The organism is Pontibacter populi (assembly GCF_019336435.1).
Taxonomy (GTDB): Bacteria; Bacteroidota; Bacteroidia; order Cytophagales; family Hymenobacteraceae; genus Pontibacter; species Pontibacter humidus.
Window position 1 is genome coordinate 585,103 of sequence record NZ_JAHWXQ010000001.1, and the last position, 18,940, is coordinate 604,042.

General features: G+C 46.4%; 17 protein-coding genes. 8 read left to right on the forward strand and 9 right to left on the reverse strand.

The annotated features are described in order from the left end of the window. The first annotated feature begins 33 nt into the window (after positions 1-33). The 4 genes from treF (at position 34) to KYK27_RS02385 (ending at position 3,471) form a co-directional block, all read left to right on the forward strand. Positions 34-1,653, forward strand: a complete 1,620-nt coding sequence (gene treF, locus KYK27_RS02370) for an alpha,alpha-trehalase TreF (protein ID WP_199108454.1) — start codon at positions 34-36, stop codon at positions 1,651-1,653. A 137-nt stretch (positions 1,654-1,790) separates the two neighbouring features. Beyond that, positions 1,791-1,958, forward strand: a complete 168-nt coding sequence (locus KYK27_RS02375; protein ID WP_219337344.1) for a hypothetical protein — start codon at positions 1,791-1,793, stop codon at positions 1,956-1,958. Between the two features lie 35 nt (positions 1,959-1,993). Next, on the forward strand, positions 1,994-2,233 hold the full coding sequence (locus KYK27_RS02380) for a hypothetical protein (protein WP_199108456.1): 240 nt from the start codon (positions 1,994-1,996) through the stop codon (positions 2,231-2,233). Positions 2,234-2,346: 113 nt separating this feature from the next. Continuing rightward, positions 2,347-3,471, forward strand: coding sequence for a hypothetical protein (locus KYK27_RS02385; RefSeq protein ID WP_199108457.1), 1,125 nt, complete (start codon positions 2,347-2,349; stop codon positions 3,469-3,471). Positions 3,472-3,546: 75 nt separating this feature from the next. Here KYK27_RS02385 and KYK27_RS02390 read toward each other — a convergent pair whose 3' ends face one another. Beyond that, positions 3,547-4,950 (reverse strand): DUF5723 family protein, encoded by a 1,404-nt coding sequence (locus KYK27_RS02390; RefSeq protein WP_199108458.1) that lies wholly within the window; start codon positions 4,948-4,950, stop codon positions 3,547-3,549. A 272-nt stretch (positions 4,951-5,222) separates the two neighbouring features. Here KYK27_RS02390 and meaB point away from each other — a divergent pair, with 272 nt between their 5' ends. After that, positions 5,223-6,203, forward strand: a complete 981-nt coding sequence (gene meaB, locus KYK27_RS02395) for a methylmalonyl Co-A mutase-associated GTPase MeaB (protein WP_199108459.1) — start codon at positions 5,223-5,225, stop codon at positions 6,201-6,203. 623 nt (positions 6,204-6,826) lie between these two features. On the opposite strand, the gene folB is transcribed toward meaB, so the two are convergent. From folB to KYK27_RS02410, 3 genes are read right to left on the reverse strand one after another with little or no spacing between them, the layout of a single operon-like run. Continuing rightward, positions 6,827-7,183, reverse strand: a complete 357-nt coding sequence (gene folB / locus KYK27_RS02400; protein ID WP_199108460.1) for a dihydroneopterin aldolase — start codon at positions 7,181-7,183, stop codon at positions 6,827-6,829. A 6-nt stretch (positions 7,184-7,189) separates the two neighbouring features. Then, positions 7,190-8,167, reverse strand: a complete 978-nt coding sequence (locus KYK27_RS02405; protein ID WP_199108461.1) for a DivIVA domain-containing protein — start codon at positions 8,165-8,167, stop codon at positions 7,190-7,192. After that, entirely contained in the window at positions 8,164-9,093 is a 930-nt protein-coding gene (locus tag KYK27_RS02410; RefSeq protein WP_199108462.1) for a WD40 repeat domain-containing protein, read from the reverse strand. Before KYK27_RS02410 ends, KYK27_RS02405 begins: the two co-directional genes overlap by 4 nt. A gap of 84 nt (positions 9,094-9,177) precedes the next feature. Between KYK27_RS02410 and KYK27_RS02415 the strand changes: the two genes are divergently transcribed. Then, positions 9,178-9,828 (forward strand): 4'-phosphopantetheinyl transferase superfamily protein, encoded by a 651-nt coding sequence (locus KYK27_RS02415; protein ID WP_199108463.1) that lies wholly within the window; start codon positions 9,178-9,180, stop codon positions 9,826-9,828. Between the two features lie 2 nt (positions 9,829-9,830). Beyond that, positions 9,831-10,421 (forward strand): thioredoxin family protein, encoded by a 591-nt coding sequence (locus KYK27_RS02420; RefSeq protein ID WP_199108464.1) that lies wholly within the window; start codon positions 9,831-9,833, stop codon positions 10,419-10,421. Between the two features lie 338 nt (positions 10,422-10,759). Here the strand turns inward: KYK27_RS02420 and KYK27_RS02425 are convergent, their stop codons facing one another. The 5 genes from KYK27_RS02425 to KYK27_RS02445 all read right to left on the reverse strand — a co-directional run bounded on the left by KYK27_RS02425 (position 10,760) and on the right by KYK27_RS02445 (position 16,160). Then, positions 10,760-11,392 carry a class I SAM-dependent methyltransferase gene (locus KYK27_RS02425; protein WP_199108465.1) on the reverse strand — a complete coding sequence of 211 codons (633 nt, stop codon included), beginning with the start codon at positions 11,390-11,392 and terminating at the stop codon, positions 10,760-10,762. 216 nt (positions 11,393-11,608) lie between these two features. Next, complete coding sequence (locus tag KYK27_RS02430) at positions 11,609-12,463, reverse strand: transglutaminase-like domain-containing protein (RefSeq protein WP_199108466.1); 855 nt, start codon at positions 12,461-12,463, stop codon at positions 11,609-11,611. Between the two features lie 119 nt (positions 12,464-12,582). Beyond that, positions 12,583-14,211 (reverse strand): acyl-CoA carboxylase subunit beta, encoded by a 1,629-nt coding sequence (locus KYK27_RS02435; RefSeq protein ID WP_199108467.1) that lies wholly within the window; start codon positions 14,209-14,211, stop codon positions 12,583-12,585. A gap of 86 nt (positions 14,212-14,297) precedes the next feature. Further along, positions 14,298-15,356, reverse strand: coding sequence for an MlaD family protein (locus KYK27_RS02440; RefSeq protein ID WP_199108468.1), 1,059 nt, complete (start codon positions 15,354-15,356; stop codon positions 14,298-14,300). Positions 15,357-15,377: 21 nt separating this feature from the next. Continuing rightward, the gene (locus KYK27_RS02445; protein WP_199108469.1) at positions 15,378-16,160 is read right to left on the reverse strand and encodes an N-acetylmuramoyl-L-alanine amidase; all 783 of its coding nucleotides are present in this window, start codon (positions 16,158-16,160) and stop codon (positions 15,378-15,380) included. A gap of 102 nt (positions 16,161-16,262) precedes the next feature. Between KYK27_RS02445 and KYK27_RS02450 the strand changes: the two genes are divergently transcribed. Next, positions 16,263-18,911 (forward strand): putative LPS assembly protein LptD, encoded by a 2,649-nt coding sequence (locus KYK27_RS02450; protein WP_199108470.1) that lies wholly within the window; start codon positions 16,263-16,265, stop codon positions 18,909-18,911. Positions 18,912-18,940: the final 29 nt, after the last annotated feature.

Sequence of the window (18,940 nt, forward strand, 5' to 3'; positions counted from 1 at the left end):
AGGAGATTAATGTTTTATTAATTTCAGCGCAGCATGAAGCAAACCTGTTATATCCTGAAACTATACCTTTTACTGGTTTTGCCTTTTAGCCTCACCCTGCAGCCTGCTCAGGCGCAGCAACTATACTACCCTGCACAAGATCTGGGTAAGTTGTTTGAGCAGGTGCAATTACAACGTGTTTTCCCCGATTCCAAGACCTTCCCGGATTGTGTTCCGCTATCTGACCCTAAACAAATAGTACAGGCATATGAACAGCAAAAGCAGCAACCCGGCTTTGAGTTAAAGGCATTTGTACTACAGCATTTCAGGTTGCCACAACAGCCCGATACCAGCTTTACTACCAACAAAACGCATACTGTAACTGAGCACATAGAGCGCCTGTGGCCGGAACTTACCCGACAGCCGGGCGAATACTCAGGGTCGCTTATAGTATTGCCGCATGCTTATGTTGTGCCCGGAGGCCGTTTCAGAGAGATATATTACTGGGATAGCTTCTTTACTATGCTGGGCCTGCAGACGAGTGGAAAAACGGAGCTGATCCAAAACATGGTCGATAACTTTACGCACCTCATCCAAACAACAGGCCACATACCCAACGGCAACCGAACCTATTACCTCAGCCGCTCTCAGCCACCCTTTTATGCGCTTATGCTACGCGTGCTGGCCCAGCAGAAAGGACGCGGGATACTGCTAAACTATAGGTCTGCTCTTAAAAAGGAATATGCTTTCTGGATGGATGGCGCCGAAAAACTTACTGTTGCCAACCCTGCGCACCGTCGCGTGGTTTTAATGCCTGATGGGAGTATCCTCAACCGTTACTGGGACGATAATCCTCAGCCCCGCCCTGAATCATACCTGGAGGATGTAGAACTGGCAAAGAAGGCCGGAAGACAACCGGAAGAAATTTACCGCGAAATAAGAGCCGCTGCAGAATCTGGCTGGGATTTTAGTACGCGCTGGTTTGCTGACGGAAAAGATATCAGCACCATACAAACCACCAGCATTATTCCTGTAGACCTCAACGCGCTGCTATTCCACATGGAGCTGACCCTGCAGGAAATGGCCCTTTTAGCTGGTAATAAAACGGAAGCTCGCCAGTACGAAAAACTGGCCAAAGCACGCCGCGATGCCGTTCTAAAATACAACTGGAACGCTGAACACGATTTCTTCTACGACTATAACTATAAAACCAACACTACGACTAACATCCCCTCATTGGCAGCAGTTTACCCGCTCTATTTTAACATGGCAAAGCGCAAACAGGCAAAACGGGTGGCGCAAAAGATCAAAGCTGATTTTATAAGCCCGGGCGGAGTGGTAACCACACTGAACCAGAGCGGGCAGCAATGGGATGCCCCAAACGGCTGGGCACCATTGCAATGGATGACGATACAGGCACTCCGCAACTATGGCTTTACCGACGAAGCAGCCACTATAGCTACCAGTTGGGTACAGCTTAATACAGACGTTTACCAGGAAACCGGAAAGCTGATGGAGAAATATAACGTGGAAAACCTGGGCCTGCCGGCTGGTGGCGGAGAGTACCCTAACCAGGACGGTTTTGGCTGGACCAACGGCGTATTGCTCAAACTGATCTCCTTATATCCTGAACTGCAGAAAATTACAGAAGCCGAACCCGAACTTCAGCATTAACTATAGTTTAAAAGTTAGCGAATCAATCAGTTAACCATACTGTAGCATCCCTGAAACTATAACCTATCCGCCCGCTCCCGACGTACAACAGACATCATCAAACGCAATAAACTATGAAAACAGCACGCATAATATTAATGGGATTTATCTTTTGTGGGGCTACTGTGCTTCTATCTTCCTGTGGAACAAAAAATGGTGAAGGCGACGATCATGCCACTCAAAACGAGAATATCGGGAATGGTAGCACGGAAAATGATATGTCAGGCGACACCACAACTATGGGAGACACAACTACAACCATGTAGTCAAATGCCTTAACAAACACTTAACACGAAGTACTATGAACAAGAAAATATATGCAATAGCTGCCGCCTTTATCACATCCACCATGTTGCTGGCATCGTGTGGTGAGACTGGCGAAAATTCTGATATGCCCCCTGAAAGCACTACTGGCAACACACAGGAAACCGGCGTGGAAGGCTCCGGCGATATGCCCGGCACAGGTGCTGATGATTCTACGCAATATATGAACGAAGCCATAGGAGACGACAACGCTTCTTCCGGCGACAGCATTAAATAATACGATGAGTTATTAACCACAAAAAAGGACAAGCTTAATGCCTGTCCTTTTTTGTTTCTGAATCTGGCACTACGTTTGCAACTGCCACGTTATAGCAAAAACGCATACAGTTCATGATCAGATTAAAACACCTTGCTGCAGCTTTTATACTTTGCTGCACAACTATAGCCGCACAGGCACAAGGCGAGCAAAATAACTGGTACTTTGGCAAAAGTGCCGGCATCTCGTTTAATGGCGACTCGGCAGTAGCAGTAACCAATGGCAGGCTGATAACCGAAGAAGGCAGCGCCACCATTTCTGATAAGAATGGCAACCTGCTGTTTTATACCAACGGCATCACCGTCTGGAACCGCAACCATAAAGTAATGCCAAACGGCAATGGCTTGCTGGGCGGAAACTCCTCCACCCAATCGGCACTTATAGTTCCTAAGCCGGGCTCCGAAACCATCTACTACATTTTTACAACTGATATTCAGGCACAATCTGACGGACTGCGCTATAGTATAGTAGATATGAGTAAGGATGAAGGCAACGGCGACCTCGTGTTTAAAAATACCTTTATGATCGCCCCAACCACCGAAAAACTGACTGCTGTACGACACAGCAACGGCAAAGACTGGTGGGTGATCGCGCACCGCTGGAACAGCAATGCCTACATGTCTTTCCTGGTATCGGAGGAAGGTGTGGATACGATGCCGGTGATGAGCAATGTGGGCACGGTGCATGGCGGCTCTAACCGTAAAGCCATCGGGTATCTGAAACCATCTCCGGATGGTACAAGACTGGCAGCAGCCCTTTGGAACGACGACAGTAATTTTGAGCTTCTCAGGTTTGACCGCAGCACCGGTAAAGTATCTGACCCGATCCTGTTTAAAGGATTTTCGGAAGCGTATGGTATTGCTTTTTCTCCGGATGGCAGCAAACTATACGGCGGCACCAACAACAAAGCAACCGGCAAAGGCCAGATCGTGCAGTTCGACCTGAGAGCCGGCGGCCCGGAAGAGATCATGAAATCGGCAACTATAGTTGCTACTTCCGGCAGCCCAACTATAGGTGCACTACAACTTGGCCCCGATGGCAGAATTTATGCTGCCCGCAAAGACAATATACACTTGGGCGTGATCTTTAACCCGAATGCAAAAGGCAAAGCCGTGCAGTACAAAGACAATGGTTTTAAACTGGCCGGCAGGAAAAGCGACCTCGGTTTGCCCAACTTTGTGCAGGATGTAAAAAGATAAATTGCCAACTATAAAAACAGAAAGGCCAGCCTTAACCGGGCTGGCCTTTCTGTTTAACTATAAACTATAGTTTGATTAGATGATCTGAGGTTTCCCGATCTTGAAACGTAAAAAGCCCATGGCTACTGAAGCTCCCGGGTTATTTTTAGTGAACGGAGCTGTTACGTCGCGCATACCAATACCAAACTCATACACCGGCGACGTGATCGCGAAGCCAAAAGGAATGTTTAGTTTGTCGCCGGCACCTGACGATACGCCAGAGCTTAAGCGGAATACCGGAATTGGAGAAAAGTCGACACCTAAGCCCACAAAATCTGATGCGATGTTGCCTGGTGCTTTGTTAAGCGGTGCTACGTAATCTACACCAACTTCTACGCGCTGCCCTATTTTAACACCGGCACCAAAACGGAAACGGGTTGGCAGATTCACTTTCATTTCGTTTACCGGCGTAAATACCAGGGCACTGTCAACTATAGCACGGGCCATTTTACCGGCATCTTTCCAGAAATCATTGTTGTTGGCACCGTCTTCTGCCATCTGCGACAATGTAAAGCCCTTATCCTGACCTTCGAGCAGGTTTTCCGTCCATTTAATATTACCCAGGTCGGTTACGGAGGCGCTTACTTTTACAATTTTGATGATCTCGGCAGATAAACCTAAATCAACACCGTGGCCACGCCCAACCGGATTCAGCAATCCATCAGCACTATCATAGTTAAACTTCGGGTCGTCCAGGTAATCGTCGTAGTTAGCATCGAGCACCGGCGAGAAGGCATTGTAAGCTTTCACTTTGCCACCTTTCGCGCTGAACTCATATAAGCCCAAACCCTGCAGGTACTTATATCCGAAACCACCATAGATATTTACTAAAGGCAGCTCCATAATTTTGCGGCCATAGGCAAAGTTCCACTCATTTACCCACGACATTTTAATTTCAGAACCATCAAAGATCTCAGAAACAAAAAGCGTTTTGTTCGGGTCTACGTTGTCAAACATCGAGGCATCCTGACCTAAGAAAAGCAACTCCGAAAAGTTTTTATTAAAGCCTGCGTGGCCCAGCATACGCTGTCTGTTACTCACCGCAAAGCCACCAATTTTAGGCACACTCACCGAAATAGCCAGGGTATTTACATCAGCACCAAGGTTAAGCACATTGTCGCTGGTAAAGGCGCGGGCAAGCTCTATACGCTCTTCCATACCGATAGAAGTATCAGAAGCAAGCTTCATAGCACTTTTCAGGGTTTTGCGGGTAAAAGCCTGCGAACTATAGAACGCACCAAATTCGGCTACTGTAAATGAAACCAGCGATGTGCTGCGGCCTAGGTTAGCCGGGTTAATACCGATTGCCTGGTAATCGTGCACAAACGTGTTCTGCACACCGCCACGGCTCACCACCGAGTAACTGCTGCTCTCAGACTGCGCAAGCGCGGTAACCTGCCCTGTCAGCAAAGTTGCTGCAGCCAAAAGTACCTTTTTCATAAAAACGGTCAGATAATAATTAATGAATATAGATATTGAGGTTTAAAGACTGCCAAGTATTTTCTAAAACAGAAACCACTATAGCTTAAGCTCTTAACCGAGCCCGCCTTAAACACCAGCCCGCAATTTCAGTTTTTTTCCTGAATATCAGAATATAGTAACGTTAAATTATAGTGTAATAAGAATTTATACCGGGCTTCAGGCTACGGGTATGATGTACCACACATTCTGTTAACTTTGTATAGCAAGGCGGCAGCTTTAAACTATAACCTATGGCCAAACGATTTTCTGCTGATATTTATGTAAACGGTATTCTGAATGGAGACCGCGTGCTGTTGAGCCGTGCCATTACGCTGATAGAAAGTAAGCTGCCACAAGACCAGGAACTTGCCCAGGAAGTAATTGCCAGGGTATTGCCCCATTCCGGAAATGCGGTACGGATAGGAATTACAGGTGTGCCAGGCGTAGGTAAAAGTACGTTTATAGAAGCCTTTGGAAATTATGTAATTGAGCATGCCGGTAAAAAGCTAGCCGTTTTAGCCATAGACCCAACCAGCCAGCGCACCGGCGGCAGTATTTTGGGTGATAAAACCCGCATGGAATCGCTTTCTATAAATCCGAAAGCTTTTATTCGTCCTTCGCCGGCGGGCAAGTCGTTGGGAGGCGTAACCAAGAGCACTCGCGAAACTATAATTCTGTGCGAAGCGGCCGGTTTTGATGCCATTATAGTAGAAACTGTAGGTGTTGGCCAATCTGAAACTGCCGTGCATGCTATGGTTGACTTCTTTTTGCTGCTGATGCTGGCCGGCGCCGGCGATGAGTTGCAGGGTATCAAGCGAGGTATTATGGAGATGGCTGATGCCATTGCCATTACCAAAGCCGACGGCACCAACGCCAGCAAAGCCAAATCTGCCCGCGCCGAGTACCAGAACGCCCTGCACCTCTACCCCATGAGTGCCTCCGGCTGGTTACCCAAAGTATCCACCTGTTCCGCCCTGCAACAAACTGGCTTAGATATCATCTGGCAAACTATAACCGACTACCTTCAATTAACGCAGGGAAACGGTTACTTCGAAAAAAAACGCCGCGACCAAAACCTGCAATGGATGTACGAAGCGATACGCCAGGGTTTGGAAGAGAATTTCTATGCACATCAACAGGTTAAGCAGCAACTTGCAACTATAACTGACCAGGTAAAGCTAGGTCAGAAATCCGCCTTCGCTGCAGCGCATGAGTTGTTGAAGTTAGTGTAGTATATTTCCTCGTTTGTCATTTCGACGTTAGGAGAAATCTATCTTAGCTTATAGTTGAAGTTGAATGTCATTGATATAGTGCTATAGCTAACTATAGTTACAACCTGAACTAAGCCTTTTCTTTCATAGCCTACTTTAATCCTGGGAGCTCTACCAACCTATCGTTTCAATTTATCTTTGGTGCCCTCACGGCCGGGAGGCCCCGTCTTCGGGCATCGCGCGGTGTACATTCCTTTTGTTCGTTCCTCACAATGCCTGGCGGCACCAGAAATCTACAAGGCGCTCAACCCGAAGACTGTGAAATTTCTCATAGTAACCAGCATCTATAGTTTGAAAAGATAAGCTCCGAGATTTATCGTGGTTGTAGTTCCGTAGGGACAGATAAACCTGTCCTGCTCGTAGACTGGAACTATAAAACAATAGGTGCAAACTATAGCTATAGCCGAAATTCCCCTCTGGGAGGGTTAGGGGTGGTTAGACCACGGTACCTTTAAAACTATAGCCTAGAAACAAACAAAAGCTGCGCACACTCCCAGGCCTTATCCTCTAAACCTCAATCCAGACTAAAATAAAAACAGCCAGCCCATTTCTGAACCAGCCGTCTCTGTATCAATAAGTATCTTTTATCTCGCTTCTTCCAAGGTAACCTTTGCCCATTTACAAATACCTCCGAGCGGCGGGTTAAACTTGTATACACTCACCTTCACCGACTGTATAAAGGGAAACTTGTCATATACTTTGTCGATAATGCGGTGACCGAGGTGCTCCAGTAACCTTGCTGGTACTCTCATTTCTTCCAGCACCAGCGCATAGAGCACTTCATAGTTTACTGTTTCGTGCAGGTCATCAGATTCAGCGGCGCGGCGCAGGTCGGTGTTTATTGTCAGGTCAATGCCGTACTTGTTGCCGATCTTCTGCTCTTCGTCGTAAAACCCATGGAAGGCAAAGAATTCCATGCCCTCCAGTGCGATTTGCCCCATTCCTGCTTAAATTTCGTCGAAGAAAGAACTACCACCCTGCTTAACAGCTGCTCCGTTAGTAGCATAAGCGTTACGTGAAGGCTCTGTTAGCGGCGGCTGAATTTCCGGCTTGTCCGGCTGAACCGGCTTAATTTCAGGCACAGGCTTCTCAATGTCTGGCGCTGGCACACGACCCGGGTAGTCAGGCTTTATAGGCTCAACTTCAGGTGAGGGCACATTAGGCATTGGCGTTACCGGGTTCGGAATTTCAGGGTGCGGTTGGGTTACGTCTGGTGCCGGATCGCCAAGCGGATTGTATTCTTTGCCGTTATTTTTTACTGCAATCGGTGCATTAGCTGCCGTAGAGACAGGTATCTGCTGCTGTATAGTTTCGGTTGTGATATCCATATCTTTCAAGGTTTTCAGCAGCTCTGTATTATCTATGTTTACATTAGCCGCTCTTGAAAGCATACTGTTTACTGAACTCTTTGGTTTAGCTTTTGTGCGTTCTACTTTATCCAGCGCATCGTTAGCAAGGTTCTTCAGGTCACGAACGAGGGTATCCAAATAGCCTTCCATTCGCTGGTATTCCTGCTCCAGGCTCTTCACTTCTTCCTGCATCTCGCCTACCATTTTCTCGGTCTGACGGGCAGCATCCTCCAACGTCTGGCGCGCCTGGTTGCGGGCTTTGTTCAGCAGCTCATTCGCCTGAAGCTCGGCTTCACGGGCACGCAATTCAGCTGATTTGGTAGCCTGCTCCAGTATGTTGTTACCGGTGTCTTCGGCAGTTTTAAGCGTTTTGTATAGCGATGATTCCACTTCACGCAGCTTCTGGGTTTCGCGGTTGGCGGCGTCCAGCTTCATACGGAGGTCTTTATTTTCATCCATCATTTTCTCCCACTGCTGCGACAGCGTAAGCAAAAATGCGTTTACTTCATCCTTATCCAGTCCTCTAAAAGCCTTCTCAAACGTTTTCTGCCTGATATCTAACGGTGTAATCTTCATAATGCATCAAAATTTATATCCCAAACCGAAATGGTGCGGTCATCGCTACACGAAACTAACTGATTCTTGTGAGCCGACCAAAATAATTTATTAACCGATGTACCGTGGCTGGCGTTCCGAACTTTATCGATCACTTTCAGCAACTTAAAGGTTTCGGCATCCCAAACCTTCACCGATTTATCCATGCTGCAGGTGGCAAAATGTTTGCCATCAGGGCTATAGGTGATGTTGTTAATCGTATACATGTGCGCGATCACATAGCCACGCTCTTTATAGTTGTTCTGCGCTTCCCACACCCTGAGATGTGCATCACGGCCACCTGTTAACAGTAGTTCGCCATCCGGGGAGTAAACTATCGAAAACACTGAGTTGGTATGGTTCTGTAGCTCAAATTTCAGGTCCATGGTGGAGGCATCAAAAATGCGCACACTATGGTCGCTGTAGCCGGCTGCCAGTTCATTGGTTTTAGCATTGTAAGCCAGGCTGCGTACACTTTTATCCGATTTGCGAACTATAGTTTCCAACTCAAAAGTGTCAGCAGCAACTATAGCTATCCCACCGTTTTTCAGGCCAACATATACTTTATTCAGCTCAGCCACATAAGCAATGTCAAAAATAGGCACCTTTGGCAGCGGCACTGATTTAATTATAGCTTTTTGCTTTACATCAATTACGTGCAGGCCTTCGTTGTTCTGGCCAACCAGCAGCAAGTCGCGGTCCGGAATATACTTGATGGCGTACACAGAGCTTTCGGTGCGGGCGATCAGTTCGCCCTGCTCCGGGTCGTTGAAGTCCCAGCGCACGATCATGCCATCGCCGGCGGCAGAATAAAAATGCGTTTCGCTACCGGATTGTTCTAAACTATAAACACAGTCGCGGTGTCCGGTCAGGGTGGCTATTTTCTGTACTTGTACCTTGCTCGCCATTTGTGAAATCAGCGTAAGTTAAATTTTACCTAAATTTACGATTTACCCGGCAGCCCTACAAAAAGCACAGGTTATACTTTACTTATGCCCCTACTCTTTACCCGCCAGCTAAACGAGCATACTGTACTTGGAGCGTGGTCTATTACAGAACGCGCCGATGAGCTTATGCTTGCCCTGCCTCCCGGAATTTCTCCGGAACTGATGCTGGAACAGGCTCACCCGCGCCGGCAGAAAGAGTGGCTTGCCAGCAGGGTGCTCGTCTATAGTTTGCTGCAACAGTTTACTTCTGACACCCCTATACTCCAGCGCAATGAAGATGGCAGACCGGTATTCGAGCAGGCTCCTTTTCATGTTTCTATCAGCCATTCGCCGGGTTTGGCAGCAGTTATAGTTTCTGATAAATATGAAGTTGGCATAGATGTTGAATTACTAAGCCCGAAGGCGCTGCGTGTGGCCGACAAGTTTTTGAGCGACAACGAGAAGACGTATACATGTAACGAAGCTGATAAGACCTGTTTATACTGGAGCGCCAAAGAAACATTGTATAAAATGTATAGTCAACGTAAACTGTTCTTTAAAGAGAACTTATTGCTGCAACCTGATCCTGAAAGAGATAATTTGCTTTTGGGGCGTGTGCAGACCGATAATTTTTCTAAATTGTATCAGATACATTACGAAGTTTTAGAGCAACACATACTTACTTATTGCATCGATAATTCTACTAACGAACTATAAACATGAAATTTTTAGCAACTCTTGCCGCTGCCCTTTTGCTTACGGTAAGCGCATTTGCCCAGAACAACAGCTACCAGCTTGGCGATAAGGTCGCAGACTTTACGCTACAGGGGGTTGGTAACACAAAAGTATCGTTGAGCGACTTTGCCAATAGCAAAACGGTGGTGCTGGTGTTCACCAACAATACCTGCCCATATGCCAAACTTTACGAGAACCGTCTGGTAACTTTATCTAGTGCATATGCCAGCAAAGGAGTACAGTTCATCTTCGTTAACCCGGGCGTAGGCCTCGGCGAAGGCAGCGAAACGCTGGAAGATATGGCCGCTAAGAACTATAGGTTCCCGTATCTGGCTGATGAAGGGCAGAAAGTGAGCTCCCGTTTTGGTGCTACTAAAACCCCGGAAGTGTTTGTGCTGCACAACACCGGTGATAGCTTTATATTAAAGTATAAAGGTGCCGTTGATGATAACCCACAAGTTGAAAACGGTGTAAAAAACCCTTATCTGAAAAACGTAATAGATGAGGTATTGGCCAACCGCGCTGTAACTATAGCCGACAAACGCGCCACCGGTTGTTTGATCAGGAAGTACTAAACTATAGTTTGAAGAATAGAATCAGAGGCCGCTCTTAGAATATAGGAGTGGCTTTTGTATTTATAGTTTCACTCTTGCCTTCGTTACGAAACATTTTAGGGGGTAAACTATAGTTGGTCTTTTCAATTCTTGTGCTGTTTTGGATTTCTTAATCCGAAACTAAATCTGAAGCGGATTTCCTGATCCGCGATAGCAGCAAAACGGGGATTAGGAAATTCCCGGGCAGTTTACTTTTAAACTAAGAAGTTCGAAAGAGCAGGAAGTAGAATTTTAAACTATAGTTTAAAGCGGCCGGAGTCCGCAGGTAACTCACACTCGCGGGACGCGAGCGAGGGCAGTTATACTTCTTTTGCGCAGTTTACCAAAAAGAATTTAAGCGGTGGTTTACCGGGCATATTTTTCATTGGCTCCTCAATTTCTCTGAACTCAACCAATCCATATTTGCCGAATTCCTGCTTAACCGCATCTTCATCATAAAAGTACATCTGTACACCTTCGAAGATCTCAAAACGGTTTTTACTTAGCTGCCTGCCTGCGCCATAGTTCGGAGATTTTGTTGAAACGGCTACGAAAACCATATGGCCGCCCGGCTTTAATTGGTTGTAACAATCGGCAAGCAACTTTTGTCTTTCTTTTTGGTCAAGCAGATGAATAAGTGCATAACAGAAAATGCCATCGTAAACCACATCATCAAATGGCATGTCCGTTACAGAACCGTGGTGGATTTTCAGATCAGTTCCGTAATGCGCTTTGGCCAGGTCAATAGCTGTTTGAGAAATTTCTATTCCGGTTACCTGCATTCCGTTTTCACGGAACAGCTGTGCATTTCTGCCATACCCAAACCCGGGAACCAGTATATTTTTGAGCTGCTTCTCTTTGAAAAGTTCATTTGCAACTATAGCAGATTCTGCTGGCTCGAATCCCCACATCGCCTGCTTTTCTATAAAACTTGCTTCCCAGAACTCGGCCATATTCAACAGCTATAGTTATGTCGGTTTCTCGTCTGAGCCTGTAATTGCTCGTTGCTAATTCGGACTTCTTAGTCCCCGTAGGTTAGCTTTCCATTTACACGGACTAGGAAGTCCGCGACAGGCAAAGTTTCGGACAAAGATGTCCGAAACAGCGATTTCTATCCTTTTATCCTGATAGCTATAGTTCAGATGCCAATAGCACTAGGAAAACATCGTCTAGTGTTGTATTGCCGGATCATCGTCCGTGATAGCAGTGAGCAGTTTCGTTACTTCGGTAGCTTTTTCCAGGTCTTTCATCTTCTCGAAAGAGAAAGCCAGGTTGCGAAGTGCGCGCTTTACAATCTCTAGGTTTGAAGTGGGCTCATAGAAAATATCGACAGGGTTCAGGTTGAGCTGTAGTATATAGTTGTCGATGTCAGCTTTGGAAAGGATAAGCCCTTTGTTGTAGACGTTGATATAAAACTGTACCCCGTCCATTTTGTAGGTCAGAATAAACAGATTTGGCAGGTTTACACCATATACCGGGAAGCCCAGGCGCTGTGCAATTACCATATAGATAACGCAAAGCGTAAGTGGATTACCCCGTTTTGTTTCCAGGGCCAGGTGCAGCATAGAGTTTGCCGGCGAATGGAAGTTCTTGGTATTGGCTGTAAACTTCTTTTCCCGGAACAACACATTATTCAGCGACTTCACCTGGTCATAGGGATGCATGTCGTCCCGCATGTTGGTCCAGACATCAAAGTACAACTGGTCCATCGTTTTAGAGATAGAAGCAAAGTCTACATCCGGGTACATGTAGGCGTTTACCAGCCACATTCCTCTCAGCAGATCAGTTGCACCTTCCTCTTTCCACTGCTGCAGACGGCGCAGCAGTCCGTTAAACTGCATATCATGGATCAGGTCCTCTATCTTTTTCTGCAGATCGGTGTTCAGCGTTTCTTCCCACTCCTCTTCCAGTAACGGAATAGCACCTTCGCCTAATGAAATAATTTTCTTCTCCACATGCTGCGCTACCTCATAATCCGAATCATCCAACAGCGAGATAAGCGCCTTTATTTCCTTCTTTGTCACGAATATTTTAATTAGAAATGCAAAATTAGAAATTAGAAATGTTTTTGGTTCTTACGATCAGTGAAGATTTCCTCAACTCAATTTCTAATTTCTAATTCATAATTTTTAATTTCCTCAAATCACGTCTGTATCACACCCACATTATAAGGTCTTTCGATCGGGGCATGGTTGGCTGCTTCAATTCCCATAGATATCACCTTGCGGGTTTCCAGCGGATCGATGATGCCATCTACCCATAAACGAGCGGCTGCGTAATAAGGTGACAGTTCTTCGTTATACTTTGCTTTAATGCGCTCCAGCAGTTCCTGCTCCGCTTCCGGGGTAATTTCTTCGCCCTTAGATTTTAAAGCAGACACCTGTATCTGTAACAGCGTGTTTGCCGCAGCAGCACCACTCATTACCGCAAGCTGAGCTGTTGGCCACGAGTAGATCAGGCGCGGGTCATAGGCCTTGCCACACATAGCGTAGTTACCGGCACCGTAGCTGTTACCTATCAGTATCGTAATTTTAGGCACTACAGAGTTGGCCATCGCATTCACCATTTTAGCACCGTCTTTAATAATGCCGCCGTGCTCAGCTTTGCTACCCACCATAAATCCGGATACGTCCTGCAAAAACACCAGCGGAATCTTCTTCTGGTTGCAGTTCATGATAAAGCGGGCTGCTTTGTCAGCCGAGTCGGAGTAGATCACGCCGCCCATCTGCATTTCGCCTTTCTTGCTTTTTACTATTTTGCGCTGGTTGGCAACTATACCAACTGCCCAGCCATCAATGCGGCCTAACCCGCAGATCAGCGACTGGCCGTATAGTTCTTTGTAAGGCTCAAATTCCGAATTATCTACCAAACGGTTGATGATGTCCATCATATCGTAAGGCTTGGTGCGGTCAGAAGGAAGTATGCCGTAAATTTCCTGCTCATCCAGTTTCGGAGCAACAGGCTCTACTCTACTGAAGCCGGCTTTCGGGTTCTCACCCAGTTTATCGAAAATAGTTCGGATGTGATCCAGCGCTTCTTTATCGTCTTTGCATTTATAGTCTGTAACACCCGAAATCTCACAATGCGTAGTGGCACCGCCCAGTGTTTCGTTATCAATCGTCTCACCGATGGCTGATTTAACCAAATATGATCCACCCAGGAATACAGAACCAGTTCCCTCAACTATAAGGGCTTCATCGCTCATGATAGGCAGGTAAGCGCCACCAGCCACACAACTGCCCATTATAGCAGCAATCTGTACGATGCCCATCGAGCTCATCACGGCGTTGTTGCGGAACATACGGCCAAAGTGCTCTTTATCCGGGAATATCTCATTTTGCATCGGCAAAAACACACCCGCGCTATCTACCAGGTAAACGATTGGCAGTTTATTTTCTATTGATATTTCCTGGGCACGCAGGTTTTTCTTGGCAGTGATCGGGAACCAGGCGCCGGCTTTTACCGTGGCATCGTTGGCAACTATAACGCACTGCCGGCCTTTAATATACCCTATACCTGTTACCACGCCACCGCTCGGGCAACCACCTACTTCGGGGTACATACCGTCACCGGCAAAGGCTGCCACTTCCAGGAACTCAGAGTTTTCATCAACCAGGTAAGCGATGCGCTCACGGGCAGTCATTTTGCCTTTTTCGTGCTCTTTGGCAATGCGCTTTTCGCCACCGCCCAGGTATACTTTCTTTAGTTTGGATTTAAGCTGATAAGTAAGCTGCTTTAAGGAGTCTTCGTTTTTATTAAATTCGATATCCATGAAGGGTAGGGTTGTATTGAGAAACTACTTACAAAGAAAAATCCGCCCAGAAAGCGGATTTCACAAATATACAATTTTATATAGCCTTATTTCACTTTTGTGGTGTCCGTTTTCAGCGGAATTTTAACCGTGTCGGGCACTGGTTTTCTGAACTCATCAGGATTCTCGTCCTGCATATCTTTTACTTCCTCCAGCGTTATCACACGGCCCGTTGCATCGACTTTATATTTATCCTTACGGCCTATCAGCGAGAACTGTACGTAGCGTTTTGGGTAGGCCTGTATGTCGCGTAAAAGCATATTTAATGCCTCCGTAGAACGTGCCATGTTCTGGTAAAGCGCATCGTCGTTCATCAGTTTACCCATTGACCCCTCGTTAGAGTTAAGTTTAGCAACTGTTTGCTGCATCTCTACCACAGCTTTATTGGCATTATCAACCAGCTTATTTACTTCGGCCTGTTTCAGGGTATCTGTTATTTCGGCCATATTCATGGCAATGCGGTCAATGTGGCGCTGAGTTTGCAGCAACGATGTCATCAGCTTGTTGGTATTGGCTGTTATCTCGTTTATATTCTTTTGGTTGGCGCGCAGCATCTGGTTCAGTGCTTCAGTAGATGCCTGGGTATTGGCCAGTATAAGCTGCAGGTTTTGTTTTGCTTCGCTGTCGAGGAGGCGGTTTACGCGGGCCAGGGTTGTATCTACCTTATCAATTACCGGCACTGCTTTGGTTGTCAGCATATCGGCAATGCTTTTTTCGTTATAAGCAATAAGGCGCTCCCCACCTTTATACATTATTTTGCTGTTGCCCAGGTAAAGTATGATGGCCTTACTGCCTAAAAGGTCAGAACTGGCAAGTGCTGCTATAGTTGAGTCCCCTACCTGTATATCCCCCTGAACCTCGATCTCGACAAGTATATTATTATGCTCTTTCGGGAGGAGTTTCAATTTCTGCACAGACCCAATCTGCACGCCGTTCAGCATAACAGGGTTAGAAGCTGTAAGGCCGTCCACATTACTATATACAATCTGGAAGGTCCTGGTATCAGAGAACAGGTCTGCCCCTTTCAGGAACATAAACCCGAAGTATAAGATTACGAGTGCTACTATACCGAGCAGCGCTACTTTAATTTCTTTAGTTATTTTCACAAAGGGTTTTTAAGTGCTGTATTAGTTCATGGCTTCCAGCTCTTTTTTATAATCCTTGAAAGCACGATATATACCTGATGCCATATACGATTGGCCGGTCTTATCGTTAAGAAATTTTTCTTCGGTAGGATTTGTAAGAAAGCCGCACTCAATCAGTACACTTGGCATATAGGATTTCCAGAGCACCAGGAAGCCCGCCTGCTTTACGCCACGACTGTGCCGGCCTACTCTGTTTTTAAACTCATTCTCTACTTTCTGGGCAAAGCGAAGGCTGTTATCCATGTACGCGCTCTGATGTAGTGTAAACAAAATATGGCTCTGCGGAGAATTTGGATCAAAGCCACCGTAGTTCTCTTTATAGTTATCCTCGTGCAGAATTACAGAGTTTTCGCGTTTGGCAACATCAAGGTTACCTTTAGACGTATGAAGACCCATAGCGTAGGTTTCGGTACCATAAGCTGCAGCAGGTCCTGAGTTCAGGTGGATAGAAATAAAAAGGTCAGCGTTGTTTTTGTTGGCAACACCCGCACGGTCTATCAACTCTACAAAAGTATCTGTTTTGCGGGTATAAACTACTTTTACATCCGGTATATTGCTTTCGATCAGGCTACCCACCTGCAAGGCAAGACTTAATGCTACATCTGCCTCATGCGACACTTTACCATTACACCCTACATCTTTACCTCCGTGGCCGGCGTCTATAACCACTGTGCGAACTTTGTAGTCTTTGCGGTACTCCAGTTTATTGGATGAAAGCAAGAAGAATACCAGGGCTAAAACTGAAATAGTAACAATATTTCTCACAACGCTCGTTAGTTAAAAGTTAAACAATAACTTTGTACAAATTAAATAAAACTTTAGGGAAGTCTGAAGAAGTTGCGACACATTTTGATTTTTTTGCTGCTCGTGCAGCTCGCCGTACTTTCTCCTCTGCTGGCGACAGGCCAGATCATGCCTCGTACCCTGCGTTCTGCAAGTGCAAAACAAGATACGGTAAAGCAGGATTCTGTTAGACTGGCAGCCCCGCAAGGCGACATCGAGACGACAATCAAATATTCGGCCAGAGATTCCATTCAGCTGGAAGCTACCAGCAGAATTGTTCACCTGTACGGCGATGCCAAGATCAACTATGGCTCCATGTCGCTCCAGGCGGCTTACATCAAAATCGATTACGAGACCAACCTGCTTACTGCTACCTCACTTACCGACTCAACCGGTAAAGACATTGGTGTTCCGGTTTTTGTGGATGGTGCCGAATCTTATTCTGCCAAACGCATAGCCTACAACTTTAAAACCAAACGCGGCCGCATTGCTGAAGTAGTAACGCAGCAAGGCGAAGGTTTTATACACTCCGAACTCGTAAAAAAGAACGAAGCCAACGAAATTTTCGGGTTACATAATAAATATACCACTTGTAACCTGGCGCATCCGCACTTTTATATCAGTGCAGGCAAAATAAAAGCCATCCCGAACGATAAAGTCATGTCAGGCCCGTTTAACCTGGTTATTGGCGATATTCCTACCCCACTGGGTTTCCTGTTCGGGTTGTTTCCTACGCCAAAGAACAATCGCTCTTCGGGGGTTATAGTTCCGAGCTTCGGAGAGAACTCTCTGCGCGGATTTTACCTGATGAACGGCGGGTATTACCTGGCCCTGAACGATTACATAGGAGCCAGCTTAACCGGCGATGTTTACTCACTTGGCGGTTATGATCTGCGCCTGAGCGCCGACTATAGAAAACGCTATGCTTATCAGGGCTCTTTCGGAATCGACCACACCTATTTTAAGTACGATGAGGCTGACAGAGGAGGAAGCATATCTACCAATGACCTTCCGGGAATTTTACCACCATCTGAAAGAACCTATAGAGTAAGATGGATGCACAGCCCTGTAGCAAAACCTGGCAAAGGTCGCCTTACGGCCAGTGTAGATGCAAGTACCGGGCAACACAACCGTATAGCAGGCTATAACTCCACTGCCGACAGATTAGCTGCTACCTTTAACTCCAGTATCTCTTACCAGAAAAACATACAGAACTCGCCTTTCAGCTACTCTGTAAAATTAAGACAAGGCCAGACCTCAGGCGGACTGATGAACTTTATATTGCCGGATGTCAGCTTCGGTATGACCTCGGTTAGCTTATATGAGGTACTTACTAAAAATGTACCTACAGGCCGCTGGTACGAAGACTTTACATTTGGCTATAACTTTACGGCCAGCAACGAAATATCTCAGCGGATAGAAGCAGGCAGAAACAGATTTGGTGCCTCTAACAGGTTTGGAGATGTTGGTGTTATAGGCGCCAGCGCCGAGGCGGACACGATCAGCTTAAATGATTTCCAGGCTTTATGGAAAAACGGCCGCCGCTCTGCTACGCATAACTTCAACATTGGCCTGGGCAGCTATAAACTGTTCAAATACTTCAACTTATCACCTAGTGTAAGCTACAGCGAAAGATGGGTCGACAGGAAATTCACCTACTCCTACAACCCGGATTCTAACGCAGTAGATGTTGACACTACAAGATTTGGCAGGGTTTACAACTATAGTGCAGGCGCCTCTTTAAGCACCAATATTTATGGTACGGTTTACGTGCGCGGCAAGCGCGTAGAAGCGATCCGTCACATGATCAGACCATCTTTATCGTATAGTTACCAGCCTGATTTCGGGGATCCGTTCTTTGGATTTTACCAGAACCTGTACCTGGGCGAGGATACTAACGGCAGACCGATTTATCAGCAACTAAGCCGTTTTGAGTCGGGAGCACCAAGCACAGGACTGCAGAGTTTCCTGAGCTTTGGTTTACAGAACAACATTGAGATGAAGGTAAAGGCCAAGTCTGATACAACCGGCAAAACCTTTGAGAAAGTCAGCATTATAGATAACCTGGGCATACGTGGAGGTTACAATTTTGCAGCCGACTCACTTAAAATGAGTCAGATCTCTTTAAACATGAACACCCGCCTGTTCAAGATCATAAATGTAGGCTTTACATCAAACTTTAACCCTTACCAGACAGACTCGCTAGGCAGAAACATAGACCGTTACCTGTTAAGTGGACCAGGCTTTAAACCAGCCCGGCTTACCAATGCAGGCCTGCAGATAAGTGCCAACTTAAACCCACAGGCCCGCCGGTCTGATACCTCTGTACCGAGCAACCTGCCAACCCTTGGTCAGGACACCAACCCATTCGAGCCGCAGTATGTAGACTTTAAAATTCCGTGGACACTGAGCATTGACTATACAGTTAACTTCAATCGCGGTTTAGGCCGGGCCGAGAATACCATAAACAACACCCTGGGCGTAGACGGCGACCTGAACATCACAGATAAATGGAAGATCAGTTATTACGCCCATTACGACTTAGTGGAACAGCAGATTGCAAGTGCACGCCTAAACATTCACCGGGATTTGCACTGCTGGGACATGAGCATAAGCTGGACACCATTCGGGTATGTGAGAGGATATAACATAACTATAAATGCACGGTCCTCCCTGCTACGGGATCTGAAATTAACGAAGAGATCTTCTTCATCAGGAATAAACTACAGATAAACAATAACAGCCACCCTGAGTGGCTGTTA

Bases quoted from the DNA above. Each gene is read 5' to 3' on its own strand.
- KYK27_RS02405 (WP_199108461.1), bottom strand. From the start codon at position 8,167: ATGAAGATTACACCGTTAGATATCAGGCAGAAAACGTTTGAGAAGGCT.
- KYK27_RS02415 (WP_199108463.1), top strand. From the start codon at position 9,178: ATGCCCCTACTCTTTACCCGCCAGCTAAACGAGCATACTGTACTTGGA.
- KYK27_RS02385 (WP_199108457.1), top strand. From the start codon at position 2,347: ATGATCAGATTAAAACACCTTGCTGCAGCTTTTATACTTTGCTGCACA.
- KYK27_RS02390 (WP_199108458.1), bottom strand. From the start codon at position 4,950: ATGAAAAAGGTACTTTTGGCTGCAGCAACTTTGCTGACAGGGCAGGTT.
- KYK27_RS02435 (WP_199108467.1), bottom strand. From the start codon at position 14,211: ATGGATATCGAATTTAATAAAAACGAAGACTCCTTAAAGCAGCTTACT.
- treF (WP_199108454.1), top strand. From the start codon at position 34: ATGAAGCAAACCTGTTATATCCTGAAACTATACCTTTTACTGGTTTTG.
- KYK27_RS02375 (WP_219337344.1), top strand. From the start codon at position 1,791: ATGGGATTTATCTTTTGTGGGGCTACTGTGCTTCTATCTTCCTGTGGA.
- KYK27_RS02425 (WP_199108465.1), bottom strand. From the start codon at position 11,392: ATGGCCGAGTTCTGGGAAGCAAGTTTTATAGAAAAGCAGGCGATGTGG.
- KYK27_RS02380 (WP_199108456.1), top strand. From the start codon at position 1,994: ATGAACAAGAAAATATATGCAATAGCTGCCGCCTTTATCACATCCACC.
- KYK27_RS02410 (WP_199108462.1), bottom strand. From the start codon at position 9,093: ATGGCGAGCAAGGTACAAGTACAGAAAATAGCCACCCTGACCGGACAC.
- meaB (WP_199108459.1), top strand. From the start codon at position 5,223: ATGGCCAAACGATTTTCTGCTGATATTTATGTAAACGGTATTCTGAAT.
- folB (WP_199108460.1), bottom strand. From the start codon at position 7,183: ATGGGGCAAATCGCACTGGAGGGCATGGAATTCTTTGCCTTCCATGGG.
- KYK27_RS02420 (WP_199108464.1), top strand. From the start codon at position 9,831: ATGAAATTTTTAGCAACTCTTGCCGCTGCCCTTTTGCTTACGGTAAGC.